General features: G+C 73.8%; 26 protein-coding genes. 16 read left to right on the forward strand and 10 right to left on the reverse strand.

Annotated elements, in window-relative coordinates; genetic code table 11:
- Positions 1-128: 128 nt before the first annotated feature.
- Positions 129-923 (reverse strand): glutamate racemase, encoded by a 795-nt coding sequence (locus tag ACZ4XX_RS08595; RefSeq protein WP_468507194.1) that lies wholly within the window; start codon positions 921-923, stop codon positions 129-131.
- Positions 924-981: 58 nt separating this feature from the next.
- Between ACZ4XX_RS08595 and ACZ4XX_RS08600 the strand changes: the two genes are divergently transcribed.
- The 5 genes from ACZ4XX_RS08600 to ACZ4XX_RS08620 all read left to right on the forward strand — a co-directional run bounded on the left by ACZ4XX_RS08600 (position 982) and on the right by ACZ4XX_RS08620 (position 7,442).
- Entirely contained in the window at positions 982-2,226 is a 1,245-nt protein-coding gene (locus ACZ4XX_RS08600; RefSeq protein ID WP_468507195.1) for a glycosyltransferase, read from the forward strand.
- Between the two features lie 411 nt (positions 2,227-2,637).
- A complete protein-coding gene (locus ACZ4XX_RS08605) occupies positions 2,638-3,141 on the forward strand; it encodes a DUF6643 family protein (protein WP_468507196.1) in 504 nt (167 codons plus the stop codon).
- A 55-nt stretch (positions 3,142-3,196) separates the two neighbouring features.
- On the forward strand, positions 3,197-4,021 hold the full coding sequence (locus ACZ4XX_RS08610) for an MOSC domain-containing protein (RefSeq protein ID WP_468507197.1): 825 nt from the start codon (positions 3,197-3,199) through the stop codon (positions 4,019-4,021).
- Between the two features lie 139 nt (positions 4,022-4,160).
- Positions 4,161-4,769: an Rv1733c family protein gene (locus ACZ4XX_RS08615; protein WP_468507198.1), complete on the forward strand. Its 609-nt coding sequence runs from the start codon at positions 4,161-4,163 to the stop codon at positions 4,767-4,769.
- A 267-nt stretch (positions 4,770-5,036) separates the two neighbouring features.
- Entirely contained in the window at positions 5,037-7,442 is a 2,406-nt protein-coding gene (locus ACZ4XX_RS08620; protein ID WP_468507199.1) for a right-handed parallel beta-helix repeat-containing protein, read from the forward strand.
- Here ACZ4XX_RS08620 and ACZ4XX_RS08625 read toward each other — a convergent pair.
- A complete protein-coding gene (locus ACZ4XX_RS08625; RefSeq protein WP_468507200.1) occupies positions 7,412-9,847 on the reverse strand; it encodes a hypothetical protein in 2,436 nt (811 codons plus the stop codon). The genes ACZ4XX_RS08620 and ACZ4XX_RS08625 overlap by 31 nt on opposite strands.
- A 134-nt stretch (positions 9,848-9,981) precedes the next feature.
- Between ACZ4XX_RS08625 and ACZ4XX_RS08630 the strand changes: the two genes are divergently transcribed.
- The 3 genes from ACZ4XX_RS08630 to ACZ4XX_RS08640 all read left to right on the forward strand — a co-directional run bounded on the left by ACZ4XX_RS08630 (position 9,982) and on the right by ACZ4XX_RS08640 (position 11,907).
- Positions 9,982-10,809, forward strand: coding sequence for a DeoR/GlpR family DNA-binding transcription regulator (locus ACZ4XX_RS08630; protein ID WP_468507201.1), 828 nt, complete (start codon positions 9,982-9,984; stop codon positions 10,807-10,809).
- A gap of 22 nt (positions 10,810-10,831) precedes the next feature.
- A complete protein-coding gene (locus tag ACZ4XX_RS08635) occupies positions 10,832-11,272 on the forward strand; it encodes an SRPBCC family protein (RefSeq protein WP_468507202.1) in 441 nt (146 codons plus the stop codon).
- Positions 11,273-11,406: 134 nt separating this feature from the next.
- On the forward strand, positions 11,407-11,907 hold the full coding sequence (locus ACZ4XX_RS08640; RefSeq protein ID WP_468507203.1) for an SRPBCC family protein: 501 nt from the start codon (positions 11,407-11,409) through the stop codon (positions 11,905-11,907).
- Here the strand turns inward: ACZ4XX_RS08640 and cds1 are convergent.
- Positions 11,867-13,009, reverse strand: coding sequence for an L-cysteine desulfhydrase Cds1 (gene cds1, locus ACZ4XX_RS08645; RefSeq protein WP_468507204.1), 1,143 nt, complete (start codon positions 13,007-13,009; stop codon positions 11,867-11,869). The genes ACZ4XX_RS08640 and cds1 overlap by 41 nt on opposite strands.
- Before the next feature lie 186 nt (positions 13,010-13,195).
- Here cds1 and ACZ4XX_RS08650 point away from each other — a divergent pair, with 186 nt between their 5' ends.
- Both ACZ4XX_RS08650 and ACZ4XX_RS08655 read left to right on the forward strand, forming a co-directional pair.
- Entirely contained in the window at positions 13,196-13,522 is a 327-nt protein-coding gene (locus ACZ4XX_RS08650; RefSeq protein ID WP_468507205.1) for a hypothetical protein, read from the forward strand.
- Between the two features lie 182 nt (positions 13,523-13,704).
- Positions 13,705-14,340, forward strand: a complete 636-nt coding sequence (locus ACZ4XX_RS08655; RefSeq protein ID WP_468507206.1) for an ATP-binding protein — start codon at positions 13,705-13,707, stop codon at positions 14,338-14,340.
- A 36-nt stretch (positions 14,341-14,376) separates the two neighbouring features.
- On the opposite strand, the gene ACZ4XX_RS08660 is transcribed toward ACZ4XX_RS08655, so the two are convergent.
- The 3 genes from ACZ4XX_RS08660 to ACZ4XX_RS08670 are packed head-to-tail and all read right to left on the reverse strand — an operon-like array spanning position 14,377 to position 18,136.
- Positions 14,377-16,944, reverse strand: coding sequence for an FtsX-like permease family protein (locus ACZ4XX_RS08660; protein WP_468507207.1), 2,568 nt, complete (start codon positions 16,942-16,944; stop codon positions 14,377-14,379).
- Entirely contained in the window at positions 16,941-17,837 is an 897-nt protein-coding gene (locus ACZ4XX_RS08665; protein ID WP_468507208.1) for an ABC transporter ATP-binding protein, read from the reverse strand. Before ACZ4XX_RS08665 ends, ACZ4XX_RS08660 begins: the two co-directional genes overlap by 4 nt.
- Positions 17,834-18,136 carry an SHOCT domain-containing protein gene (locus ACZ4XX_RS08670; RefSeq protein ID WP_468507209.1) on the reverse strand — a complete coding sequence of 101 codons (303 nt, stop codon included), beginning with the start codon at positions 18,134-18,136 and terminating at the stop codon, positions 17,834-17,836. Before ACZ4XX_RS08670 ends, ACZ4XX_RS08665 begins: the two co-directional genes overlap by 4 nt.
- 139 nt (positions 18,137-18,275) lie before the next feature.
- Between ACZ4XX_RS08670 and ACZ4XX_RS08675 the strand changes: the two genes are divergently transcribed.
- Together ACZ4XX_RS08675 and ACZ4XX_RS08680 are read left to right on the forward strand one after the other, a co-directional pair.
- Positions 18,276-18,860: a TetR/AcrR family transcriptional regulator gene (locus ACZ4XX_RS08675; protein WP_468507210.1), complete on the forward strand. Its 585-nt coding sequence runs from the start codon at positions 18,276-18,278 to the stop codon at positions 18,858-18,860.
- Between the two features lie 35 nt (positions 18,861-18,895).
- Positions 18,896-19,480 carry a DUF4865 family protein gene (locus ACZ4XX_RS08680; RefSeq protein WP_468507211.1) on the forward strand — a complete coding sequence of 195 codons (585 nt, stop codon included), beginning with the start codon at positions 18,896-18,898 and terminating at the stop codon, positions 19,478-19,480.
- Positions 19,481-19,633: 153 nt separating this feature from the next.
- Here ACZ4XX_RS08680 and ACZ4XX_RS08685 read toward each other — a convergent pair whose 3' ends face one another.
- Entirely contained in the window at positions 19,634-20,404 is a 771-nt protein-coding gene (locus tag ACZ4XX_RS08685; RefSeq protein WP_468507212.1) for an SAM-dependent methyltransferase, read from the reverse strand.
- Between the two features lie 238 nt (positions 20,405-20,642).
- Here ACZ4XX_RS08685 and ACZ4XX_RS08690 point away from each other — a divergent pair, with 238 nt between their 5' ends.
- Positions 20,643-21,308 carry a DUF4232 domain-containing protein gene (locus tag ACZ4XX_RS08690; protein WP_468507213.1) on the forward strand — a complete coding sequence of 222 codons (666 nt, stop codon included), beginning with the start codon at positions 20,643-20,645 and terminating at the stop codon, positions 21,306-21,308.
- 91 nt (positions 21,309-21,399) lie between these two features.
- Positions 21,400-21,873 (forward strand): SRPBCC family protein, encoded by a 474-nt coding sequence (locus ACZ4XX_RS08695; RefSeq protein ID WP_468507214.1) that lies wholly within the window; start codon positions 21,400-21,402, stop codon positions 21,871-21,873.
- A 48-nt stretch (positions 21,874-21,921) separates the two neighbouring features.
- On the opposite strand, the gene ACZ4XX_RS08700 is transcribed toward ACZ4XX_RS08695, so the two are convergent.
- Positions 21,922-23,148 carry an ROK family protein gene (locus ACZ4XX_RS08700; protein ID WP_468507215.1) on the reverse strand — a complete coding sequence of 409 codons (1,227 nt, stop codon included), beginning with the start codon at positions 23,146-23,148 and terminating at the stop codon, positions 21,922-21,924.
- A 304-nt stretch (positions 23,149-23,452) separates the two neighbouring features.
- Complete coding sequence (locus ACZ4XX_RS08705; protein ID WP_468507216.1) at positions 23,453-23,686, reverse strand: hypothetical protein; 234 nt, start codon at positions 23,684-23,686, stop codon at positions 23,453-23,455.
- A gap of 337 nt (positions 23,687-24,023) precedes the next feature.
- On the opposite strand from ACZ4XX_RS08705, the gene ACZ4XX_RS08710 reads away from it, so the two are divergent.
- Positions 24,024-25,253 (forward strand): MFS transporter, encoded by a 1,230-nt coding sequence (locus tag ACZ4XX_RS08710; RefSeq protein ID WP_468507217.1) that lies wholly within the window; start codon positions 24,024-24,026, stop codon positions 25,251-25,253.
- 59 nt (positions 25,254-25,312) lie between these two features.
- Positions 25,313-26,059: a maleylpyruvate isomerase family mycothiol-dependent enzyme gene (locus ACZ4XX_RS08715; RefSeq protein WP_468507326.1), complete on the forward strand. Its 747-nt coding sequence runs from the start codon at positions 25,313-25,315 to the stop codon at positions 26,057-26,059.
- 18 nt (positions 26,060-26,077) lie between these two features.
- On the opposite strand, the gene ACZ4XX_RS08720 is transcribed toward ACZ4XX_RS08715, so the two are convergent.
- On the reverse strand, positions 26,078-26,476 hold the full coding sequence (locus ACZ4XX_RS08720) for a MarR family winged helix-turn-helix transcriptional regulator (protein WP_468507218.1): 399 nt from the start codon (positions 26,474-26,476) through the stop codon (positions 26,078-26,080).
- Positions 26,477-26,518: the final 42 nt, after the last annotated feature.

Raw genomic sequence — 26,518 nt, forward strand, 5'->3', positions numbered from 1 at the left:
CCTCACCCGATGGCCGGTGACGTCGCCGAACAGTGGCCTGGCGACGACGCCCGCTCAGCGGCCCGGTGACGCCGCCGAACAGTGGCCTGGCCACGACGCCCGCTCAGCGGCCCGGTGACGTCGCCCGCTCAGTGGGCGGGTGCGACCGCCGCGAGGAGCCGGCCTTCGGCGTAGCCGAGGGCGGTGGCGGGGAGCGGGCCGGGGCGGCCGCTGAGCAGGACGGAGAGGCTGCCGGTCGGGTCGGCGTCGGGGGCGGGTTCGGCGCCGACGCGGCGGAGCGCCTGCGCGGCGACGGCGTCGGCGGAACCGTGGAAGACGAGCGGGGGCAGTCCGGCACGGCCGCGGGCTTCGAGGGCGGCGAGGATGCGCTCCTCGACCAGTTCGTAGTGGGTGCAGCCGAGGACGACGGTGCGGACGTCGCGGGGGGTGAGCGCGGCGGCGGTGGCGACCGCGCGGTCCACGGCCTCGGGGTCGGCGTGCTCCACGGCGTCGGCGAGTCCGGGGCAGGGCACTTCGGTGACCTCGGCGCCGCCCGCGAAGTCGCGGATGAGTCCGCGCTGGTAGGCACTGCCGGTGGTGGCCGGGGTGGCCCAGATGGCGACCTTGCCGCCACCGGCGGCGGCGGGCTTGATCGCGGGCACGGTGCCGATGACGGCGATGTCGGGTTCGAGGGCGGCGCGGATGGCGGGCAGGGCGTGCACGGTGGCGGTGTTGCAGGCCACGATCAGCGCCTGCGGGCGGTGCTCGGCCGCGGCGAGGGCGACGGCGACGGCGCGCTCCGTGAGGTCCTCGGGGGTACGCGGCCCCCAGGGCATTCCGTCCGGGTCGTTCGAGAGGAGAAGGTCGGCGTCCGGCCGGAGCCGCCGCACCGCGGCCGCTGCCGGGAGGAGGCCGATTCCGGAGTCCATGAGCGCGATCTTCACCCGGTCACCCTAGCCGATGAGCGTTCTGGGGCCCGCGAACTGGGGCAGACTGCCGCGAATGAGCACCCTCGCCTGGTTCGCGCTCGTCTCCCTGACCGTCTGGGTCTGGCTGCTGCTCGGCCAGGGCTTCTTCTGGCGTACGGACCAGCGGCTGCCGTCGGTCGCCCGGGATCAGCCGTCGGCCTCCCGGGGCCACTGGCGACGCACGCGCGTGGAGCCGGATCGGTGGCCTCGCGTGGCCGTGGTCGTACCGGCGCGGGACGAGGTCGAGGTGCTGCCGCTGAGCCTGCCGTCGCTGCTCGCGCAGGACTATCCGGGTGTCGCCGAGGTGATCCTGGTGGACGACGGGAGTACGGACGGCACGGGCCGGCTGGCCGTCGAGCTCGCCGCTCGCCATGGCGGGCTGCCGCTGACCGTGGTCTCACCGGGTGAGCCGGAGACGGGCTGGACCGGGAAGCTCTGGGCGCTGCGGCACGGCATGGCGCTGGCACGCACGCGTGGACCCGGATTCCTGCTGCTGACGGACGCGGACATCGCCCATGAGCCGGACAGTCTCCGTCTCCTGGTGTCGGCGGCGGAGACGAACGGGCTGGACCTGGTGTCGCAGATGGCCCGGCTCCGGGCGGAGAGCCTCTGGGAGCGTCTCGTCGTGCCGGCGTTCGTCTACTTCTTCGCGCAGCTCTACCCCTTCCGCTGGATCAACCGGGCGCGTCCGCTGGCGACGGCCGCCGCGGGTGGCTGTGTGCTGCTGAGGACGGAGACGGCGGTGGCGGCGGACGTGCCGGAGGTGATCCGGCAGGCGGTGATCGACGATGTGTCGTTGGCGCGGGCCGTGCGGCGGGCCGGTGGCCGGATCTGGCTGGGGCTCGCGGAGCGGGTCGACAGCGTGCGCCCCTATCCGGGGCTCGGCGATCTGTGGCGGATGGTCGCCCGCAGCGCGTACGCGCAACTGAGGCACAGTCCGCTGCTGCTCCTGGGGACGGTGGCCGGACTCGTCCTCGTCTATCTGGTGCCGCCGGCGGCCCTGGCGGCGGGTGCGGTGCGCGGGGACGGGGCGGCGGCCTGGGCGGGTGGTGCGGCGTGGGTGGTGATGGCGGGGACGTACGTGCCGATGCTCCGTTACTACCGGCAGCCGCTGTGGCTCGCTCCGCTGCTGCCCTTCACCGCGTTCCTCTATCTCCTGATGACGGTGGACTCGGCGGTCCGGCACTACCGGGGTGTGGGTGCGGCGTGGAAGGGCCGGACGTACGCGCGACCGGAGTCGGCACCGGACCGGTGCCGTGACGTCGCACCGGGCGAGTGACCGCGACGCCGCTCGGATCGAGTGACCGTGACGTCGCTTCAGGTGAGCGCGCCGCCCTCTTAACGGAAATAGGTTTTCCCGACACGGGGAGTAGCGCCGTCAATTCGGCGTGTACACATCGCCCGCGAGATCCGCGGATTGACGCTTAAGCATGCCCATGATCACTCCCCACACCCCTTCCGGGCACCTTTTCTTTATGTGTTCTTCATGCCCGGGGGCGGCCGACCGGTCCAGGACTCCCGACCCGTCGGTAACCCCCTCCGAACTCGGCTTTTACATGATCTTGAGACGTTCCGCCGCCCGTTTTTGGCACGTTCGCTCGGATTGGGGATCCACTTCTTCACGAAGCCCGTCAAACAACCCTCTAATCAGGCTCCCCAACCAGCACATCGTGGGCTTAACTTATGTGCCATGACCTCCCCCCGCTCCACCTATGGAGGCGGTTACCACACCGCGCCGTCCTTCCCGGACACCCCGATCTACGACTCCCTGGTCGCGGAGCGGGGCACGCCTCAGATCGCCCCGATCCGAGTGCCCGCCGCCTACGACACCGGCAGCAGCTTCCCCGCAACCGGAAGCAGCTTCCCCTCCAGCGGTTCCTACCTGCCGGCGCTCCCCGCGGCACTGCCCGCCCTCCCGGCGGCTCCCAGCCCGCAGCCCTCCTACGGCAACGGCTACGGATACCCGCAGCCCGCGCAGCAGATGGCCCCCGTGCCGCTGCAGCACGCCCCCACCCCGTACATCCCGCAGCAGCAGGTGGCCCCGCGCGGCTACCAGGGCGGCCAGTACGCGCAGCCGCCCCGCCCCGCCCCCGCGGGGTACGAGGCGATGCGTCCGGCGGCACCCCGGCCCGCCCCCGCGCCGATGCAGTACGACGACCCGTACAACCGTCCCTACCAGGGCGGAGGCTACTGACCGGCTTTCGCCCTCCGGACGGCGTCGGGCCCGGAGCGGCTGGCAGGATGACCGCATGGCGACTCCTCTGCTCCGCTCCGTCCACGTCCATCCGGTGAAGGCCATGCGTGCGCTGGCCCCCGCGGCGGCCGAGGTCCAGCCCTGGGGGCTGGCCGGGGACCGTCGCTGGGCCGTCGTCGACGCGGCGAGCAAGGTCGTGACCCAACGCCGTCACCCCCGGATGGCGTTGGCCACGGCGGAGCCGCTGCCGGGCGGCGGGGTCGTCCTGTCCGCGCCCGGTCACCCCTCGCTGACGGTCGAGGTACCGCACCCCTCGTCCACGGTCACGGTGGAGATCTTCGACAAGCCGGTGGAGGTCGTGCCGGCCGGCCCCGAGGCGGCCGGCTGGCTCTCGGCGTACCTGGAGGGCGAGTTCCGGCTCGTCCACATGGACGCGCCCGAACACCGGCGGCCCGTCGACCCGGACTACGCGCTGCCCGGCGAGACGGTGAGCTTCGCGGACGGCTATCCGCTGCTCGTCACCACCACGTCGTCGCTCGACGCCCTCAACTCCCTCATCGCGCAGGGGGACCACGCCCACGAGGGTCCGCTTCCGATGAACCGCTTCCGGCCGAACCTGGTGGTCGAGGGCGCCGCTCCCTGGGCGGAGGACGGCTGGACGCGGCTCGCCGTCGGCGAGGTCACCTTCCGGGTCGCGCGGCCGTGCGGACGCTGTGTCGTCACCACGACGAACCAGTTCACCGCCGAGCGCGGCAAGGAGCCGCTGCGGACCCTCGCCCGCCACCGCAAGAGCGACGGCCGTGTCGTCTTCGGCCAGAACCTCGTCCCCGAGCACACCGGCATCGTCCGGGTCGGCGACGAGGTGAAGATCCTGGACTGAGCAGCAGTCCGCTTCCTCCGGCAGTCCGCGAGGACCGGGCCGAGGGGACCCCCGTCACACTTCGACGGCCCGACAGGCGGGGAACCCGCCTCCGGGGCACACTCGTTGAAGGAGCTGTGGACAACGAGGGGGTTCCGACGTGCGCGCTGCCATCGGACTCTGGCGCTGGCGGCACAACCCCCTGCGCCGGACCACGGATCTCGTCGAGGCCTGGGTCGCCTTCGTGGCGGTCGCGCTGCTCTGTCTCGTCGTGCCCCTCATCGGCTGGGCCGCCGGCGCCTCCGCCCAGGGCTCGCTCCAGCGCGCGGTCCACACCCAGCAGGAACAGCGCGTGCCGACGACGGCCCGGGTGCTCAGGCCCGCCGACCGGGCCGCGGGCGGCCCCAGGACCGCCGAGGCGGCCGGCGAGGAGCGCCTGCGCCGCTCCGTCGTGGCCGAGTGGACCGCACCCGACGGCTCGGCCCGTACGGGAACGGTGACGACGGCCCGGCGGACGTCCGCCCCGGGCGCCACCTTCCCTCTCTGGACCGACCGGTACGGACACCCCGTGGCCCCGCCGATGCAGGCGGACACCGCCCGAGCCCACGCGGTCCTCGCCGGCCTGACGGCCGCTCTGCTCGCGGGACTCATGGTCGAGATCGTCCGCCGTCTCGCCGTACGCCGCCTGGTGCTGACGCGGTACGCCCGTCTCGACCGCGCCTGGGCGGCGACCGGACCGGACTGGGGCCGCACCGGAACCGGCAGTTGAACCCACGCTCGTACGGGGGGCGGGATCCGGCGGTGAGGCCGACATCCCGCCGGCGCCCGACCCCCGTCCGACCGCGCCGCTGCGCGACCGAGCCCGACCGACCTCGACCATCGGCGACCGTCCCCTGACCGGGCGTGACATGCCCCCGGCGCCCGTCCCGCCGCAGGTACGCGTGCGGTCCTCGACCCGTCAACCCCGCGCCCTCGCGCGCGCTACGGTGGGGCATCGGATCAGCGGCGAGGCATGAGGCGGGGGCAGGACACACCCATGGCACAGGGCACGGTCCAGGTGACGCACACCGGCACATCGCGGTGGCGGCGCCGCACGGGTGAGTACCCCTCGCTCGCCGCCGCACTCGAAGCGGCGGGGGACGGGGACGTGCTCACCATCGCTCCCGGTACCTACCGGGAGAACCTCGTGGTGCGGCAGGCCGTCACCCTGCGCGGCCCCGAGGGCTCGATCGGCTCGGTGCGGATCGCACCGCCGGACGGGGTGCCGCTGACGCTGCGCGCCTCCGTCACCGTCCAGGACCTCCACATCGAGGGTCAGGACGTCGCCGCACCGGCACTGCTCGTCGAGGACGGCACCCCCGAGCTGCTCGATCTCCGGATCATGACGCGCTCTGCGGCCGGGATAGAGGTGCGGGGCGCGGCCAGGCCGACGGTCCGCCGCTGCACCGTCGACAACCCCGCCGGGGTCGGCATCGCCGTGGTCGACGGCGCGGGCGGGGTGTTCGAGGAGTGCGAGGTGGTCTCCGCGGGGCAGGCGGGCATCTCGGTGCGGGGCGGCGCGCATCCGCGGCTCGAACGCTGCCGGGTGCACCACGCCTCCGGCGCCGGGATCGCCGTGACCGGTGAGGGCAGCGGACTCGAGGGCATCGGCTGCGAGGTGTACGAGATCAAGGGGGCGGGTCTCCAGATCGCGGCCCGCGCGACCGCGCACCTCACCGACTCCTCGGTGCATCGCACCTCGGGCGACGGCATCACGCTCGACACCGACGCGGTGCTCACGCTCTCCGACTGCGACATCCACGACGTCCCGGAGAACGCCGTCGACCTGCGCTCGCGCTCGGTCCTCACGCTGACCCGGTCGACGGTCCGCCGCTTCGGCCGCAACGGCCTCTCGGTGTGGGACCCGGGTACCCGGGTGGACGCCAACCAGTGCGAGATCCACGACAGTACGGGCGACTACCCGGCGGTGTGGGTCAGCGACGGGGCGACCGCCGTCCTCGACTCCTGCCGGGTGCACGACGTACCCGACGCCCTGTTCGTCCTCGACCGGGGTTCGCGCGTGGACGTCGTCGACAGCGATCTGTCGCAGGTGCGGAACACCGCGGTGTCGGTCAGCGACGGGGCGACCGCGCAGCTCGACGACTGCCGGATCCGGGAGGCGTCGACGGGCGCCTGGTTCCGGGACCACGGCAGCGGCGGCACGCTCGGGGGCTGCACGATCGACTCCGTGCAGACCGGGGTCATCGTCACCAAGGGGGCCGATCCCACGATCGACCGGTGCACGGTCACCTCGCCCGCCGAGGCCGGCTTCTACGTGTCGGCGGAGGGCCGCGGTTCCTTCACCGGCTGCCGGGTCACGGGCAGCGGCGGGTACGGGTTCCATGTCACCGACGGCTGCCGGACCACTCTGCGCAAGTGCCGTACGGAGCGGTGCGCGCGCGGCGGTTACGAGTTCCCGGAGGAGGGCGCGAGCGCCGAGGACTGCACCAGCGACGAGAGCGCGGTCCGGTCCTCCGTGCCAGACGGCGGGACGGTGCTGACGGCCACCCAGTCGGGCGGACTGCTCGGCACGGTGCCGACGCCGCGCGTCCCGGCCGCCGTACCGGTCCCGGACGTTCCGGCGGTGGACGCCCGCTCCTCGCAGGACGTGCTCGGGGAGCTGGACGCCCTGGTGGGCCTGGAGAGCGTCAAGCTGGAGGTGCGGACGCTCACCAACATGATCGAGGTGGGGCGCAGGCGTCAGGAGGCGGGACTCAAGGCCGCCTCGGTCCGCCGTCATCTGGTCTTCACGGGCAACCCGGGCACGGGCAAGACGACCGTGGCCCGGCTGTACGGCGAGATCCTGGCCTCGCTCGGGGTCCTGGAGCGCGGGCACCTGGTGGAGGTCTCCCGGGTGGACCTGGTCGGCGAGCACATCGGCTCGACGGCCATCCGTACCCAGGAGGCCTTCGACCGGGCGCGCGGCGGGGTGCTGTTCGTCGACGAGGCGTACGCCCTGTCGCCGGAGGACTCGGGGCGGGACTTCGGCCGTGAGGCGATCGACACGCTGGTGAAGCTGATGGAGGACCACCGGGACGCGGTCGTGGTCATCGTCGCGGGTTACACGGCGGAGATGGAGCGCTTCCTGACGGTCAACCCCGGTGTGGCGTCCCGTTTCTCACGAACCATCACCTTCGGCGACTACGACCCTGACGAGCTGCTGCGGATCGTGGGGCAGCAGGCCGACGAGCACGAGTACCGGCTCGCAGCGGGCACGGACGAGGCGTTGCTCGTGTACTTCACGAAGCTGCCCAAGGGCCCGGCCTTCGGCAACGGGCGTACGGCGCGGCAGACGTTCGAGTCGATGGTCGAGCGGCACGCGGGCCGGGTCGCCGAGCTCGCCGAGGCGAGCACGGACGACCTGACGCTGCTCTACCCGGAGGATCTGCCCGAACTCCCCTGATCAGCCGTCGCGTTCGATTCGCGCTGGTGGGGTACGGCGGGCGGGAGCCGGTCCAGGAGGGCGCCCCGCCGGTGGGCGAACGCCGGGTCGGCCTGGTAGTCGGAGTGGCCCAGGATCGGTTCGGGCAGCGGGTGGGCGCGGGTGCGGTTGTAGGCGACCGGGTCGAGCAGGACCGCCGCGTCGACGGCCGGCCTGCCGTCCTCGGCGGGGACCCGGACGGGACCGCCGATGGGGTCGGTGGCGCGGTACAGATTGCTCCAGCAGTGGACCGTGCGGTTCAGGGCGCGCAGGGCCTCCGGGCCGAAGTAGGCCGGGAACCAGCGTCCGTAGAGCCGCTCCAGGGGCGACCCGTACGTGAGGAGTGCGACCCGGCCGCGGGTGGCGGGCGGCAGCTGCCAGACGGCGGCCGCGGCGAGCACGCTGCCCTGCGAGTGTCCTGAGATGACGAGCCGGCCTCCGGTGCTCCGGGTCCAGGAGCTCATCCGCCAGGTCAGGTCGGGGACGGCCCGTTCGGCGTAGCAGGGCGGGGCGAACGGGTGGGCGGCACGCGGCCAGAACGTGCCGACGTCCCAGAGGATGCCGATGGTGCGGCGGGCCGAGGCGTCGCGGTAGGCGCGGCGGCCCCAGGTGACGAAGAGCAGAAAGCCGAAGCCGATCATCCAGGAGCCGATGGCCTGGGTGACGGTGGCCAGGGAGGCGATCGCCGGATGGGCTCCGTCGAAGGCGCGGCCGGGGACGTTTCCGCTGGCCCAGGCGCCTGCGACGGAACCGGCCCCGAGGAGCAGGGTGGCTCCGGAGACGACTCCGACGAGGACGGGGGCGGAGTCGGTGAGCGACGCCCGTGCCCGGCCGGCCGCGATCTGGCCGGTGCGGACGGGATCGCGTTCGTCGGCGGCGGCGTAGTCGGCCTCGACCTGGGCGCGCAGCCGGCGTCCGGCGAGCACGGTCCGTACGGCGAGGAGCGCGGCGGGCACGAGGAGCAGCAGAAGCAGCACGGGGATGACGGACGCCTGCCAGCTGAGCAGCACGGGCGGGCCGATCCGGGGGCCGCCGTCGCCCATGCCGGGGGTGGCGGGCCCGTCGAGCCAGTCGGCGACGCGCTGGGCGACACCACCGGACATCACGCCGGCGAGGGCGCAGGCGAGCATGGCCACGGCGGGCCCGCCGAGTCCGCGCAGTGCGGTACGGGCGTCCCGGCGGGGTCGCTGGAGGAGCACGGCGACGACGCCGAGGGCGACGACGAGGCCGCCCTGGGCGAGGGTGAGTCCGCCGAAGGCGACGTTGCCGGGCAGGGTTCCGCCGGAGGTCCAGCCGGGGCGGGACCAGCCGGCGTAGAGGGCGGTGAGCGCGAGCACGGCGAGCGAGACGCCGGGAAGCCAGGACACGAGGGTGCGTTCGACGCGCAGGTCCAGGCGGCGCTCGCTGCGGCCGCGTCGGCAGACGACCCAGAGGACGAGCACGGCGAGAGCGGCGACGGCCGCCTGGAGGACGCGGCCGATGAAGGCGCCGGCACCCGGGGTGGTGACGTCGTGCCGGGCGGTGGCCGTGGCGAGGGCGGCGGCGACGGTGAGGAAGCCGGCGGCGGTGTGGGCGGCCCTGAGGCGGGCGACGAGTCGGCGGCCGTACCAGAAGCCGGGGCGGCCGAGGGCGGGCCGCAGCTCGTAGGGGCCGGGAGCGTCGTCCCCGCGGTCGGCGCTCTCCGTGTCGGCGGACCCGTCGGTGACCGGGTCCGGTGCCGGGGCGGCCCGTGGCGCGGGCACGGGGTCGTCGTATCCGGTGGGCGGGCGCTGGGCCTCGTACGCGCTCCACGTCCGGTTCGACAGGTACCAGAGGAGGCCGACGAGCAGGGTCGGCACCAGGGCGGCGAGGGCGAGCCGACGGCCGGGCTCCGACCACCAGCCGCCGCGCGCCTCGGAGAGGAAGCCGAGCCAGGAGTAGGCATCGGTGCAGGCGGCGCTCGCGGCGCACTGCCAGGCCGTCAGGTCGAGGGCGACCTCGCAGGCCGCGGCCGTGAGCAGCACGGTGAGGGTGAGGGCCACCAGCCGGACGAGGACCCCGTAGGTGCGGACGAGCCCCGGCCTGCCCTGGGCGGGCGGGCGCATCCAGTGGGCGAGGTTGGCGACCATGAAGGGCAGGAGCAGCAGCCACAGGGCGCGGGCGCCGTCGCCCGAGGTCAGGTTGGACCAGACGTACGCCTCCGGGACCGGGCGGGCGGCGTACCGCTCCGGGTGGTCCTCGGCGTCGACGTCCTCGGTCCGCCGGTGCATGGCGGCGGTGCGGTCGCCGGTGATCCGTACGGTCCTCGGGTCGTCGAGCATGTCCTGGGGGGTGGCTCCGCCGACTCCGTGGACGAGGAGTTCGAGCGCCGCGCCGCCGCTCTCCGGAGCGGGTGTGGCAGGGGACACTGAGGGGACTTCCTCTCAGGGTGGGAAGATGCGACGTCGGCACCAGGATCGCGGACAGTGGTGCGCCCGCGCACCGATCCTCACCGAATCCGACACCCATCCCCTTGTCTCCTACGGAAGGACCGGCCCCGGCGGTGACTGACAACCAGAACCTCCTCGCGGAGCAGCGGCGTGCCCTGATCCTCGACGAGGTACGGCGGCGCGGCGGTGTACGGGTCAACGAGCTGACCCGGCGCCTCAGCGTCTCGGACATGACGATCCGTCGCGACCTGGACGCGCTGGCCCGGCAGGGCATGCTCGCGAAGGTGCACGGCGGGGCCGTTCCGGTGGTCGAGGCGAGTACGCACGAGCCGGGCTTCGAGGCCAAGTCGGTGCTCGAACCGAGCGCCAAGGACGAGATCGCCCGGACGGCGGCGGCGATGGTCGCGCCGGGCAGCGCGATCGCCCTGTCCGGCGGCACGACGACGTACGCCCTGGCCCGGCATCTGCTCGACGTGCCGGACCTGACCGTGGTGACGAACTCGGTCCGGGTCGCGGACGTGTTCCACGAGGCCCAACTGGCGGGCGGCGGTGGGGAGTCCCGGCGCGGGGCGGCCACGGTCGTCCTGACGGGCGGGGTGCGCACCCCGTCCGACGCCCTGGTGGGGCCGGTGGCGGACCGGGCGGTCCGCTCGCTCCACTTCGACCTGCTGTTCCTCGGGGTGCACGGCATCTCGGTGGAGGCGGGTCTGTCGACTCCGAATCTGGCGGAGGCCGAGACGAACGGGTGCCTGATGCGGTCGGCGCGCCGGGTGGTGGTGGTCGCCGACCACACCAAGTGGGGCACGGTGGGCCTGAGTTCGTTCGCCGGTCTGGACGAGGTGGACACCTGGGTGACGGACCGGGGCCTGCCCGAGGACGTACGGGCCGAGGTGGCGGAGCAGCTGCCGGGGCTCGTGGTGGCGGGCGAGGAGCAGGCGTGAGCGTCGTCCGCGGGGACCGGGCGTGACCCTCTTCCGGGTCGAGCGGACGGTGTCGCCCGCACCGGACGAGGTGTGGCGGCGGCTCACGGACTGGCCGGCCCACGGCCGCCAGGTGCCGCTGACCCGGACGAGGGTGCTGACGCCGGGGCCGAACCGGTCCGGTACCCGCTTCACGGCCCGTACCGGCATCGGCCGGCTGTCCTTCGACGACCCGATGGAGGTCGTGGTCTGGGAACCGCCGGGGCCGGGCCTGTCGGGCGTCTGCCGTCTGGAGAAGTCCGGCCGGGTCGTACGGGGCTGGGCGCTCGTCGAGGTGTCGGAGCTGCCGGGCGGCGGGAGCCGGGTGGTGTGGACGGAGGAACTGTCCGTACGGGGCGTGCCGCGGGTCTTCGACCCGGTGCTCGGGTGGGCGGGGCGGGCCTTGTTCGGCAGGGCGGTGGACGGGCTGCTGCGGCAGGGGTGAGGCGGGCGCGGGCGGGCCGGGTCCGGGCCGGTGGAGTGAGCGGGGCCACCGTCCGCACCCCCTGTGCTGTTGACATTCCGTCAGCTAGGGTGCACTTCCGCTTCCGTCCTGTTCCGTCCTGGGGAGGTTGGTCCATGGCACGCCGACTGAGGCCGGTGGAGCTCGACTTCACCGCGTCCGCGCCCGTCCGTCTGGTCTTCACGGCGACGCTCGCCGCCCCGCCCTCGACCGTCTACCGGTCCCTCGCCGTGGAGGTGGGGAGCCTGCCCGCCTGGTTCACCCCGGTCTCCTCCGCCGTCCCGTCGGGTGACGGGGCCGGCCGGACGGTCCGTCTCCGGGGCGGGATCGTCTTCGAGGAGACGATCCTCGCCGCCGAGCCCGACGCCCGGTACGCCTACCGGGTCGACTCGACCAACGCCCCCGGCATGGCGGCCCTCGCGGAGGAATGGGCCCTCTCCCCCGTCGGCCGGGGCACCCGGCTTCGGTGGACGATGGCCGCCGACGGCGCCGCGCCGTTCCGGCTGGCGCTGCGCCTGGCGGGGCCGGGCGTGGGGCTGTCCTTCCGGGACGCCGCGCGCCGCCTCGACCGGCGGCTCACTCCGGCCAGGCCCCCGTCGCCAGGAACCGTTCGATAGCGGCGCTGTACGGGCCGATGTCCAGGCCCTGGGCGGCCAGCCAGTCGTCGGAGTAGTACTTGTCCAGGTACCGCTCGCCGCCGTCGCAGATCAGGGTGACGACACTGCCGGTCCGCTCGTGGGCGACCATCTCGGCGATGATCTTGAAGGCGCTCCACAGGCCGGTGCCGGTGGAGCCGCCCGCCTTGCGGCCGATCGCCGTCTCCAGGGCGCGGACGGCGGCGACGCTCGCCGCGTCGGGCACCTTCATCATGCGGTCGACGGCCCCGGGCACGAAGCTCGGCTCCATCCGCGGACGGCCGATGCCCTCGATCCGCGAACCGCAGTCGGCGGTGGCGTGCGGGTCGTGGTGCGTCCAGCCGTCGAAGAAACAGGAGTTCTCGGGGTCGGCGACGCAGATGCGGGTGTCGTGCTGCATGTAGTGGACGTAGCGGGCGATGGTCGCCGAGGTGCCGCCGGTGCCCGCGGTGGCCACGATCCAGGCGGGCTCCGGGTACCGCTCCAGCCTCAGCTGCTGGTACATCGATTCGGCGATGTTGTTGTTGCCGCGCCAGTCGGTGGCCCGCTCCGCATAGGTGAACTGGTCCATGTAGTGACCGCCGGTGCGCTCGGCGAGCGCGGCGGCCTCCTCGTACATCGTGCGCGAGTCGTCGACCAAGTGGCACTGCCCGCCGTGGAATTCGATCAGCCGGCACTTCTCGGGGCTGGTCGTGCGGGGCATCACGGAGATGAAGGGGACGCCGATGAGCTTCGCGAAGTACGCCTCGGAGACGGCGGTCGAGCCGCTGGAGGCCTCGATGACGGGCTTGCCGGGCCGGATCCAGCCGTTGCAGAGGCCGTACAGGAAGAGCGAGCGGGCGAGGCGGTGCTTCAGGCTGCCGGTGGGGTGGGTCGACTCGTCCTTGAGGTAGAGGTCGATGCCCCACTTCTCGGGGAGCGGGAAACGCAGCAGATGCGTGTCGGCCGAGCGGTTGGCGTCGGCCTGGACCTTGCGGACGGCCTCCTTGAGCCAGGACCGGTACGCCGGATCGGTGCGGTCGACGTCGACGGTCACCGCCGCGGCGGTGACACCGCTCTCCACACTGTTCTCGGTGGTGCTCATCCGCGCCTCTCCTCGATCACGTCCCAGGGACTCCCCCGCTGCCGACAATACCCCTCCCACCTGGGCAAACGTTTCCTTTGACTGTCCATAGGGATGACTTGCGGACGCCGTTCGGGAGGGCCTCTGGTGCGGGCCGCGGCGGCCCGGCACACTGGAGGGGCAACCGGCTGAGAGGGGCGGATCGGCATGTCGGAACCCGAGTTCAGCGCCAGGGGCGTACGGATCGCCCGCTGGCCGCGTTCGCTGACACGCGCCGGCGAGGTGCGGATCGAGGACGGGCGGCTCGCCCTCCTCACGAGTTACGGCAGCGAGATCGACAGCGCGCCCGTGACCGCGGTCCGGGCGGGGCGCCCGTGGTTCGCGAAGCCCGACGAGGCGGTCGCCACCGTGAACGGCACGCGCTACCGGCTCACCCTCGACAAGGGCGGCTCCACCGGGGGCGACGTCCGCGGCGCGTCGGAGGAGTCGGGGCGGTTCCTTGCGGCGCTGAAGCGGGCGGCCGGCCGACGCTGAGGCGATGCCCCGGAACGTCGCGGACGGCCGTGAGTTGCGGGACGCCCACCACTGGTTCACGCTGATACCACCTCACCGAGGGTTGAACGGTGGTGACAGTGCGCTCAGGTCACCATCCTGCTGTACCGCATGTGAGATCCGAATCTTCGTCTTCTTCCGGACTACTTCGGGGAGTCGCAGCCGTGATCAGCGAGCCGAGCAGGTATTACGCGGTGGAGCTCCAGGCCCTGCCGTCGCGGATCGGACAGGTCCGCAGGATTGTCTCCGCGCATCTCCGACATTGGCAGCTCGACGCTTTGATCGACCATGCCGTGCTCGGTGTCACCGAGCTTCTGACGAACGTCCACCGGCACGCCCGGCCGGACAAGCGGTGCACCGTCGAGATCGAGCTGCTGCTCGACCGCCTCACGGTCTCCGTCCGGGACCACGACCCCCGCATACCGGAGGCCCTGGGCTGCCCGGACCCGCTCGACGCGTACGACGCGGGCGACGGGTACGACGAGCTGGCCACGTCCGGCCGCGGCCTCGCCATCGTCGGCGCGGTCAGCGAGAGTTGGGGTGTCCGCCCGTGCGGGGCCGACGGCAAGGTGGTGTGGTTCACGCTCGCCGCGCCGCCCCCCGCCGTCCCGGTCGAGACGCGTTCCCACGCCGTGTACGGCACGATGGCCGAGGGCCCGCTCCGGGGGTACGCGCCGTTCCCCGGCGTCCCGCTCAGCGCCCCGGCCGAGCCGGCCCCCGCGCCCGCCCTCGTACCCGCTCTCGCGCCGTCCCCCGCCGTGGTCACGGCCCGCCGGGTGCCGGCGGGCCGCACGGGCTGACCGGGCAGGCCCGAGCGGGCCTGCCCCGGCCCTCCCTCACTCCGCGGCGATCGCCCGGAGGATCTCCAGACGGGCCGCCCGGCGCGCCGGGCGCAGGGCCGCCACGGCCCCGGCGACCAGACCCACCAGGGCCACCGTCGCCAGCTGCACCACCGGTACGGCGAACGCGAACGCGCTGTCGCCCGATCCCTCCGAGGCGCGGACCAGCACCCAGCCGAGGAAGCCGCCGAGGACGAGTCCGCCGAGCGTGCCGAACCCCGCCACCAGGACCGACTCCCAGCGGACCATCGCCCGCAGCTGGGCCCGGGTCTGGCCGACCGCCCGCAACAGACCCAGCTCGCGCGTCCGTTCGTGGACGGACAGGGTCAGCGTGTTCGTGATGCCGAGCAGCGCGATCAGGACGGCGAGGGCGAGGAGCGCGTACACCAGGGTGAGCATCATGTCGATGCCGCCCGCCGAGGACTCCGCGTACTCCTCCCGGGTCTGCACCTCGGGCTGCCCGTAGCGGTCGGCGACCTCGGTCACGGCCGACTTGCCCTCGTCGGTGCCGACCCCGTCCGCGAAGGAGACGGCGACCAGCGTGTCGGAGTCCTGGGTGCGGTGCGGGGCCCAGGCCTCGCGGGTGACGAGGTAGTCGCCGGCCAGGTCGGAGCGTTCGTAGACCGCCCGGACGGTGAAGGTGTGCCGGGTCCCGTCCGTGAACGTGAGCTCGGTCGTCCGCCCGGGGGCCAGCTCCGCGGAGGCCGCCTCGTCGGCGGCGACGGCGAGCCCGTCCGTACCGAGGCCGGCGAGGGAGCCCCGTACCTCGCCCAGGTCGAGGGCCCGGGAGAGCGCGGCCGGGTCGGTGACGGTCAGGGCGCGGCCCCTGCCGTCCACCTGCGCCACCCCGCGCCCCAGGCCCACAGCGGTGTCGACCTCGGGCAGCGCGCCGACGGCCGGTGCGAGCCGCGGGCTGAGCCCCGCGCCGCCCGCGCCGAACGTGGCGCCGCTGATGGCCACGTCGCCCGCGAAGGAGCGGTCGACGGTGCGGTCCATGGTCGTCTTGAGGGAGGCGCCGAAGACCGTGAAGAGGGTGACCACCGCGACGCCGATCATCAGGGCGGTCGCGGTCGCCGCCGTACGTCCGGGGCTGCGCAGGGCGTTGCGGCGCGCGAGGCCGCGGTTGGCGCCGCGCAGGGGGCGGCCGAGGACCCGTACGGCGACCGAGGCGGCCACCGGGCCGAGGACCACGAAGGCGGCGACGGCGAGCACCGCTCCGGTCGCGGCGAACCAGAGCGAGGGGGTGCCGAGGACACCGGCGAGGACCGTGCCGACCGCGACGGCGAGCAGGACGCCGCCGGTCCCCACGCGCGCGCGTGACGTGCCCGAGGTGTCCACCTGCGTCTCCCGGAGCGCGGCGAGCGGGGCCGTTCGCCCGGCCCGAACGGCGGGCAGGAGCGCCGATCCCGCGCAGACCGCGAGGCCGACGGCGAGCGGCAGCACGAGGGAGGTGCCGGTCACGACCAGGTCGCCCTCGGGGAAGGGGAAGCCGATGGCGGGGAAGAGGGCCTGGAGTCCGGCCGCCACGCCGATGCCGGCGAGCAGTCCGGCCAGGGAGGCGAGCAGACCGACAGCCAGCGCCTCGGCGAGGGTGCCGGCGACGACCTGGCGCCGCGCGACGCCGATCGCGCGGAGCAGGGCGTTCTCGCGGGTCCGCTGGGCGACGAGCACGGCGAACGTGTTGTGGATGCTGAAGACGGAGACGAGGACCGCGACCCCGCTGAAGACCAGCAGGAAGGTCGTGAAGAGGCTGAGGAAGCGGCCCGAGACCGTCTCGGTGTTCTCCTCGGCGGCGCGCTGCCCGGTGATCGCCTCGACGTCGTCCGGGAGGGCGGGGGCGAGGGCGGCGACCAGGTCCTCCTGGGAGACGCCGGGCCCGGCCCGTACGGCGATGCTCGTCGCCTCGCCGGGGTGCGCCGTCAGATACCGCTCGGCGTCGGCGCGGGTCAGACCGGTCCAGGTGACCTGGCCCATGCCGTCGGCGCCGCCGAAGGTGGCGAGGCCGACGACGGTGACGCGCACCGGGTCGGGGGTGCGCAGCACCGTCGTGTCCCCCAGGGCGAGACCCGCGGCCTTCGCGGCACCCCGGTTGACGACAGCCTCGCCGGGGGCGCTCGGGGCACGGCCTTCCGCGAGCTTGTACGGGTTGAGGGCCGGGTCGTCGATCCAGTTCCCGGCGAGGGTCGGCGGGCCGTTGCCGCCGACGGGGGTGCCGTCGGCGGCGAGGAGCTGGCCCGCGCCTTCGATCCGGGGCGCGGCGGCGGCCACGCCGGGCTCGCGCGCGAGGCGTTCGGCGAGGTCGGCGTCGACGGGACCGCGGGTGCCCTGGGCGTCGCCCGGGGCCGTCACCGTGACGGCGCTGCGGACGACGGCGTCGGTGCCCCGGCTCGCACCGGTGAACATCGAGTCGAAGCTCGCGCGCAGGGTGTCGCCCATGACGAGCGTGCCGGTGAGGAAGGCGACGCCGAGGAGGACGGCGACGAAGGTGCCGATGAACCGGCGCCGATGGGTGCCGAGGGAGGAACGGGCGAGGCGGAGCGAGGCGGGGGCGGAGGGAGTTCTCATGGGGACACGCCTCCGGGGGTGAGCGCGGTCGACTGGCCGCCGGTCGCTCGACCGTCGGTCGGATGACTGTCGGTCGGGTGGCTGTCGGTCGGGTGCTCGTCACCCGTTCGGCCCAGGGTCCCGCTCGCCGTCTCGAAGGCCTTCATCCGGTCGAGGACCCTGTCGGCCGTGGGTGCCGTCATCCGGTCGACGAGCCGGCCGTCCGCGAGGAAGATCACCTCGTCGGCGTGGGCGGCGGCGACCGGGTCGTGGGTGACCATGACGACCGTACGGCCGGTCTCCCGCACCGTACGGCCGAGCAGCCGCAGGACCTCCTCGCCGGAACGCGAGTCGAGGTTGCCGGTCGGTTCGTCGGCGAAGACGACGTCCGGGTCCCCGGCGAACGCGCGGGCGACGGCCACGCGCTGCTGCTGGCCGCCGGAGAGCTCGCTCGGCCTGTGGTGGAGGCGGTCGCGGAGCCCGACCGTGTCGACGATCCGCTCGAAGCGCTCCCGGTCGACGGTGTGGCCGGCGAGGTCCAGCGGAAGGGTGATGTTCTCGGCGACGGTGAGGGTCGGCAGCAGGTTGAAGGCCTGGAAGACGAAGCCGATCCGGTCGCGGCGCAGCAGCGTCAGACGACGGTCGTCGAGCGTGGCGAGATCGGTGTCGCCGAGGAGGGCGGCGCCGGAGGTGAGGGTGTCGAGCCCGGCGGCGCAGTGCATCAGGGTGGACTTGCCGGAGCCCGAGGGGCCCATGACGGCGGTGAAGCGACCGAGGGGGAAGTCGACGCTCACCCCGTCCAGGGCCCTGACCTCCGTGTCGCCGTGGCCGTAGACCTTGACGGCGTCGACGACACGGACGGCGGCGGGACCGGTGGCGGGCACGGTCCGGGGGCGCTTCTCGGTGGTGGTCATGCCCGGCGCCCCTTGGAGTCGTCGGTACGGCGGCCGAACTGCTCTTCGAGGACGGTCAGCCGCCGCCAGTACTCGTCCTCGTCGATCTCCCCGGCGGCGAAACGGTGGCCGAGGAGGGCGATGGGCGAGCTGTCGTCCGGCCCCCCGGCCCGGCCGGGGCCGACGTCCCGCCACGGGCCGCGGCCGCGGCGCCATCCGGCGCGGCGGGCGATCGTGACGATGCCGACGACCACCACCGCCCAGACGAGGGGGAAGAGAAGGACCCACGGGCCGGGGCCCGCGTGGGCGAGTGTGTTCATGAGGGTTCAGCTCCTTTGTCGGTGGTTCGAGACTCCCTCCGGACGGGGGTCGGGCGCGTCGTACGGGCAGCGGCATCGCGTGTACGACGGCGGGAGTACGGGGCGGCTCCAGCCCTCCTTCCCTCCTGTACCTACTGGTATGTACAGTGCGGTCATGAGCACCTCCGAGCGACTGATCGAGGCGACCCGCGAGCTCCTGTGGGAGCGGGGGTACGTGGGGACCAGCCCCAAGGCCGTGCAGCAGGCGGCGGGGGCGGGCCAGGGCAGCATGTACCACCACTTCGCGGGCAAGCCCGATCTGGCGCTCGCCGCGATCCGGCGTACGGCCGAGGAGATGGGCGCCGCCGCCGAGGCCGTCCTGAGCGGGGACGGCACGGCGTACTCCCGCATCGAGGCCTATCTGCTGCGCGAGCGGGACGTCCTGCGGGGCTGCCCGGTGGGCCGGCTGACGATGGATCCCGAGGTCGTCGCCGATCCCGTACTCCGCGCGCCGGTCGACGAGGTGCTCGTGCGAATGCGGGCCCAGCTCGCCGCGGTCGCCCAGGAGGGCCTGGACAAAGGCGAGTTGAGCGCAGGCCTCGACGCGGAGAACATCGCGGCGACGGTCCTGGCAACCGTGCAGGGCGGATACGTACTGGCGCGCGCGACGGGGGCGCGGGAGCCCTTCGACCGTGCCGTACGGGGGTTGTTGAGCCTGCTCGCCCCACGTACCTCCGTCGACTGAACACGCCCTCCCCGAAAGACGATGGGAGCCTTCCCTTGCACGCCATGCAGTACGAGATCACCCTGCCCGCCGATTACGACATGGGGATCATTCGCGAGCGGGTGGCGACGAGGGGCCATCTGCTGGACGACTTCCCCGGGCTCGGCCTGAAGGCGTACCTGGTGCGGGAGCTCGGGGACGCGTCGCCGGTCAACCAGTACGCGCCGTTCTATCTCTGGGCCACCCCCGAGGGCATGAACTCCTTCCTCTGGGGCCCGGGTTTCCAGGGCATCGTGCACGACTTCGGCCGGCCCGTCGTGCAGCACTGGCCGGGCCTTTCGTACGAGGAGGGGCCCGCGTCCGGTGCGGTGCCGGGTTCCGCGACGCGCCGCAGGGTCCCTCTCGGCGAGGGAGTCCCGCCCGGCGAGGCCGTGGCGGACGCGGTGGCCCGGCACGCGCGCGTGGCGCGGCGGGACGGGGTGGTGGCCTCCGCCCTGGCGGTCGATCCGCGCCACTGGGAACTGCTCGTCTTCACCCTGTGGGCCGGCACGGAAGCGCCCCCCGACGAGGGCGAGCGCTTCCGGGTTCTGCATCTGTCCGCCCCGGGGCGTGGGCGGTTGGGGGCCGGGCGGCAGTGGTGAGACCGGGCCCGCCGGCCGCGGATCAGTAAGGACCGGACCTGCCGGCCGCGGATCAGCAGGGACCGGACCCGTCGGCCGCGGCTCTGGAGGACCCGGCTCGTCGGTCGCGCATCGGTAGGGACCGGGCCGTCCGCCCCCCCCCTGCCTGAGGGGTCAGGCCACGGCGACGAGCGTCAGGTAGGCCATGCCGAGGACGCGCCGGTAGCCGTTCACCCATGTCGAGCGCTGCCGGTCGACGCGCTCCCGGGTCTCGGCGGCGAGCGGGTGGTCGGGGTGGGCGGCGAGCCAGAGCTCTGTGTCGTACCGGTAGCCCGACTCGAACTCCTCCCACTCCTCGGCGGTCGCCGTCTCGATCCACGCGGGCCGGAACCCCGCCTCGACCGCGAGGTCGACGAGGGCGCCGAGGGACGTGTGCTCCCCCTCGTTCGCGCCCGGCCACATCCCGGCCAGTTCGTCGGCGGTGGGAGTGCGGTCCCAGAAGCACTCACCGAGCACGACATGCCCTCCGGGCCTGACGAGACGACGGAGTTCGCTCAGGGCCGCGGCGAGGTCGTACGGCTGCTCGGGGTCGCAGAGGGCCTGGCTCGATCCATGGCAGAGGAGCACGTCGACGGGTCCCCGCCCGGTGCCGAACGCCGACTCCTCGATGAACTCGACGCGGTCGGCGAGGCCTCGGGCCTCGGCCAGGGCCCGGCCGCGGGCCAGGTCCTCGCCGTTGATGTCGATCCCGGCACCCTTGGCCGCCGGCGCGGCCTCGACGACGCGGAGCAGCAACTCGCCCCAGCCGCAGCCGATGTCGAGCACATCGGCGGGCTCGACGGCGGCGAGCCGCCGGACCATGCGCGTCGCACGGGCCTCGGAGAGCGGACTGTGGAAGGTGAGGCTGCCGAGACGCGGAGGAAGATCATGATCAGAAACGGTCATGAGGGGGAACGGTACGTCGTCCGACCGGCACCGGCCAGGGGATTACGGCCGATGGGGTTCCGCGTCGAGGGCCGGCCCGGCCGACGCCGTGGTGAATTCGGCAAGCCGTCGTCACCAAGCCGTGAAGTTTCTTCGGGACCCTGGAGTTCGGGCCGGCCAAGCTCGGACCGGGTCAGATCGCATCTGATCAGTTCGTCCAGTACCGCGCTGTGCGCGCTTCTCATCGGGGGACACCATCATGAGCACCGTCCGCAGATCCGCCGCCCTCCTCGTCGCCCTCGCCGCCGTCGCGCTGACCGCCTGCGGGCCCGACGAGGACGGGGCGGCGGGCGGTCCCGCAGCGCCGTCGGCGACTCCGTCGAAGTCCGTGACGCCGACGGACGCACCGACCGCGGCCCCCACGGACACACCGAGCAAGGCTCCGACGGGCACTCCCCCGAAGGCCCCGGCCCCCTCGAAGCCGGCGTCGCCGTCGGTCGACCCCGACTACGACGTGTTCCCCTGCAGCACCTTCGACGTGACCTTCACCGCGACCCTGGCGGAGCCCACGACCAGCAGCTACCTGCTGAAGATCACCAACAAGGGCAGCAAGCCCTGCCGGGCCCTGGGACACCCCGTCGTCACCTTCGGCGCCCTCGACGGGCAAGCCGTCGAGCGGGGTCCGGCCCCCGGGATCGAGGACGCGATCCGGCTCGCGCCGGGGCAGTCGGCGTACGCCGGGCTCATGGGCGGCCTCAAGGACGGCAAGGGGACGACCGTCCACTCGATCGCGATGACGATGAGCACCGACTCCGACCTGGAGCAGAAGCCGCTCAAGGTCTCGACCCCGGGCCTGTACGTGTCGCCGGACAAGAACTCGGTGACCGCGTGGATGACGAACGCGGAGGACGCCCTCAGCCTCTAGGCGAGGCCGCCCTCAGCCCCTAGGCACTGTCGTCAGACTCCCGTCGTCGCCCGCAGGCGGGAGTTCGACGACAGGGCCTAGCCTGGGAGATGTGTACACGACGCGCGTGTCCCGCCATGTCGACGCCCCGCCCTCGGCCGTCTACCGGGCCCTCCTCGACCCGGAGGCGGTCGCGCGCTGGCGCGTTCCGTACGGGATGACCTGCGAGGTCCACGAGTTCGACGCGCGCGAGGGCGGAACCTTCCGGGTCTCCCTCAGCTACGACACCGCGGACGGAACCGGCAAGTCGGGGGCCCGCACGGACACGTACCACGGGCGCTTCGTGGAGCTGCTCCCGGACGAACGCGTCGTCGAGATCACCGAGTTCGAGACCTCGGATCCGGGGCTTCAGGGCCCCATGACCCTCACCACGACCCTGATCGCCCTGGAGGGCGGCACGGAGGTGGTCCTCGTACACGAAGGGGTTCCCGACGGCGTGCCCGCCGCCGACAACGAGGCCGGTACGCGGATGGCCTTGGAACGGCTGGCCGCGCTCGCCGAGGGGCGGCCCGACCCGCAGGCGTGACGTCCCCGGCGGGGCCGGTGGTCGGACCCGTTCAGGCGGGGCGGGCGGTCAGACCCGCTCGCGGCTCAGCGCCGCCAGCGGATCGTCCAGCACCGGCTGCCACGCCAGTTCGGCGGCACCGACGAGGCTGTTGTGGTCCAGGGTGCACGGGAGGATCGGCACTCCGCCGCTGCGGCCCCAGAGGCTGCGGTCGGCGACGACCGCGCGGAGGCGCTCCGGGTCCGCGTCGAGCAGCTCGCGGTGGAGGCCGCCGAGGATGATCCGGTCCGGGTTGAGGATGTTCACCAGGCCCGCGAGGCCGAGACCCAGACGGTCGATCAGCTCCCCCACCGCGACCCGTACGCCCGGGTCGTCGGGGCTCGTGCGCAGCAGGTCGCGGGACTGCTGGAGCAGGGACACCTCAGGGCCGGGGGCGCGGCCCGCGGCCGTCAGGAAGGCGAGCGGATCGGTCTCCACGTCCAGGCAGCCACGGCCGCCGCAGTGACACGCGCGGCCCTCCGGGTTCACCGTGAGGTGGCCGACCTCCAGGGCGAGGCCCGCGCTGCCGGTGTGCAGGCGCCCGTCCAGGACGAGGGCCCCGCCGACGCCTCGGTGGCCGGTGGCCACGCAGAGCAGGTCGCGGGCGCCGCGGCCCGCGCCATGGCGGTGCTCGGCCAGCGCGGCGAGGTTCACGTCGTTTCCGGTGAAGGCGGGGCCGTCGATGCCGGCGGCCCGTACCCGCTCGGCGAAGATCTCCCGGACCTGCGCTCCGGCGGGCCAGGCGAGGTGCAGCGGGTTCAGCGCGGTGCCCTCGGGCTCCGCCACGGCCGAGGGGGCGGCGAGTCCCGCGCCGACGCAGCGGCGGCCGCTCTCCCTGAGCAGGGCGACTCCGGCCTCGACGACCTCGCCGAGGACCTGGGCCGGGTCGGCGGAGACGGTGACGCAGCCGGGGACGGTGGCCACGAGGGTGCCGCCGAGGCCGACGAGTGCGGCGCGGAAGCCGTCGGCGTGGACCTGGGCGGCGAGGGCGACGGGGCCCTTCTCGTCGACGGCGAGGCGGTGGGAGGGGCGGCCCTGGGAGCCCGCGGCGGCGCCGGGGTTCGAGTCCACGCGGATGAGGCCGAGGGCCTCCAGTTCCGCGGCGACCGCACCGGCGGTGGCACGGGTGACGCCGAGCTCGGCGGTGAGGACGGCCCTGGTGGGAGCCCTGCCGGTGTGCACCAGCTCCAGTGCGGGGCCGAGCGCGTTGCGCCCCCTGTCCAGCCGTGTCCGGGTCGTCGTCGCCTTGCCGTTCATGGGGGCGAGTCTCCCATGATCGGGGGGCGGGATGTCCCCCTGGGCGCCTGCACCGGAGCGTGGGGCCGCCGGGCGGGGTGGTCCGCGGCGCGCGGCCTGGACCGCCGGGCGCGGCTTGGGCCGCCGGGGGCTTGGGCCGCCAGGCGGGGGCTCGGTGGGGTCTGCGTCCGGCGGGTGGTCGGGCGGGGCCCTCGTGGGCGCCGGCGGGGAACGCTCCGGTCCGCCGTGCGGACCTGCCTGCGGACCTGCCTCCGGAGTGGGGGTGGCCGGGCGAGGTCTGCGGCCTCGCCCGACCGGTGTCAGGTCAGTGGGCGCCGAGGAACGCGCCCTCCGGGCCCTTCTCCCAGCCCTTCTCCGAACACGAGCCGGTGAAGATCGTTCCGTACACGGCCGGAACGCCGGCCACCGCGCAGTGCGAGCTGAAGCCCGCGCCACCGGCGGAGAAGTACCCCGCCCCGAATCCGTCGTCGGCCAGCGCGGAACCGGCGCCGCCCAGCAGGATGCCCACGGCCAGGACAGACGCGGCGAGAGAACGCATGACTACTCCTCAAGATCTCGGGATGACGGGCCAGAAGGTGCTCGTCTGCCGGTCAAACGCCTCCGGAAAAGGCGAGACACGGCGTCTCACTCCAATGCAGGGCATTCGGATCTCGGGGTCGTACGCGCGCAGAAACGATGCTCTCCAGTGGCCCGTTGGGGAGTGCCCACACTGCGATGACCTGGGCTTTGTCACCCGGACAGCGTCACGCCGTGCGCGTATCGCCCCGGAGCGGAGGCCGCCGGGAGGAGTCCGCGGCTCCGATGATCAAGGGCCGCTCCCAGGTTCGCCCGCCGCTCGCTTGATTGCGGCCGGGGCATCCCCCTATCCTGAGTTTGTGCCGCTACTAAACAAAGTACGGACGGCCGTTCCGGGGGGCTCCGGCGGAGACACCGCCACCCACTCCCTGTCCCGCCTCCGCTTCGCCCTGACCCTCTTCTTCGCCCTCGACGGCTTCCTGTTCGCCGGCTGGGTCGTCCGGATCCCCGCCGTCAAGCAGCAGACCGGTGCCTCGGCCGGTGACCTCGGCCTCGCCCTCCTCGGGGTGTCCGCGGGCGCCGTCATCACCATGACGCTGACCGGGCGGCTCTGCCGTCGGTACGGCTCCCACGTCGTCACCGTCGCCACCGCCGTACTCCTGTCGCTGTCGGTCGCCCTGCCGGCGCTCACCCGGTCGCCGCTGGCCCTCGGTCTCGTCCTGCTCGTGTTCGGCGCCGCGTACGGCGGGATCAACGTCGCCATGAACAGCGCCGCCGTCGATCTCGTGACCGCGCTGCGGCGCCCGGTGATGCCCAGCTTCCACGCCGCGTTCAGCCTCGGCGGCATGATCGGCGCGGGGCTCGGCGGCCTGCTCGCCGGGGGCCTCTCCCCGACCGCCCACCTGCTGGGGCTGACGGTGGTCGGACTGGCGCTCACCACCGTCGCCGGGCCCGTACTCCTGCGCCACCCCTCCCCCGCACCGGCGCCCGAATCCCTGACGCCCGCGGCCGGTACGAAGGGCGCGCGGTCCGGCGGGTCGCGGCGCGTCGTCCTCGTCTTCGGCGTGATCGCGCTCTGCACGGCGTACGGCGAGGGCGCACTCGCCGACTGGGGCGCCCTCCACCTGGAGCAGGACCTCGGTGCACACCCGGGGGTGGCGGCCGCCGGATACTCCGTGTTCGCGCTGACCATGACAGCGGGGCGCCTCTCCGGCACCGCCCTGCTCGAACGCCTCGGCCAGACCCGGACCCTGGTCCTCGGTGGCGCCACGGCCGCCGCCGGCATGCTGCTCGGCGCACTCGCGCCGAGCATCTGGGCCACGCTGCTCGGCTTCGCGATCACCGGTCTCGGGCTCGCCAACATCTTCCCCGTCGCCGTGGCCCGCGCCGGTGCCGTCGCCGGCCCCAGCGGGGTGGCGACCGCGTCCACGCTCGGTTACGGGGGCATGCTGCTCGGCCCGCCGTCCATCGGGTTCCTGGCCGACTGGTTCTCCCTGCCGGTGGCGCTCACGACCGTCGCCGTGCTGGCCGCCGGTGCCGCCGCCATGGGCTACTGGGCGCGGAACGCCGGAGCTTCTCGTACGAGTTGAGCCCTCGGCGGGACCGCGGCTGGGAGACTTCGTCCATGGACGCGTCGCATGAGGGAACGTTGAGGGTCGTCGATCACATCGACGCCCTGGAGGCCGCCGGCCGGGCCCTCGCGGTGGCGGCGGCCGAGGCCGGTCCGGACGCGGAGGTGCCGACCTGTCCCGGGTGGCGGATTCGGGACCTCCTCCGGCACACCGCGATGGTGCACAGCTGGGCTACGGATCTCGTGGCCCACGCGCGCACCACGTATCAGCCGGACGGTGGCGAGACCTCGCTCGACGGTGACGAGCTCCTGGCCCACTTCCGCGCGGGGCACGCGGCTCTGGTCGCCGCTCTGCGGGCGGCGCCGGAGTCACTGGAGTGCTGGACCTTCCTGCCCGCGCCCTCGCCGCTCGCCTTCTGGGCGCGGCGGCAGGCGCACGAGACCACCGTCCACCGCGCGGACGCCGAGTCGGCGCTCGCGGCGGGACCGCTGCCGGTGGAGCCGGCGGTCGCGGTCGACGGCATCGACGAGCTGCTGATCCGGTTCCACGGCCGGAACCGCAGCCGGGTGCGGACGGCCGAGCCCCGGACGCTGCGGGTGAGGGCGACCGACACGGGCGACGTGTGGACCGTGCGGCTCTCGGCGACCGAGCCGCCCCGGACCGAGCGCGACGGTCGGGTCGCAGAGCCGGTGGACACCGAACTCGCGGGGGCCGCCGACCGGCTGTACCTCGTCCTGTGGAACCGGCTGCCCGTCGACGCGGTGACGCTCACCGGCGACGAGGAGCTCGCACGGGTGTGGCGCGAGACCTCCGGGATCACCTGATCCCGACCCCGGGACCCCTCAGGCCGTCCCGTCCAGCATCCGGGTCAGCACATCGCGCTGGAGCGGCCGGACCTCGGCGTGGCGGGCAAGGCCCTTCTCGGTCAGCTTCACCTGGACACCGCGCCGGTCCTCGGCACACATCCCCCGTACGACCAGGCCGTCCTTCTCCAGGCGCGCGATCAGCCGGGACAAGGCGCTCTGGCTGAGGTGGACCCGGCCGGCCAGTTCCTGGACCCGCCAGGAGCCCGGGCCGTCCTCCGCCGCGCCCTCCGCGAGCACGTCGAGGACCTCGAAGTCGCTGGCGCCGAGGCCGTGCGGATGGAGCGCCCGGTCGAGCTCACAGGTCGTACGGGCGTGCAGGGCGAGGACGTCACGCCACTCGTCCACGAGCGCGCGTTCGGACTTGTTCGCTGCCATGGCCGCACGGTAGCAGAAACCACCTCTTTTGTTGCACGTGCA

The sequence above is a fragment of the Streptomyces sp. NPDC029956 genome, assembly GCF_055574655.1.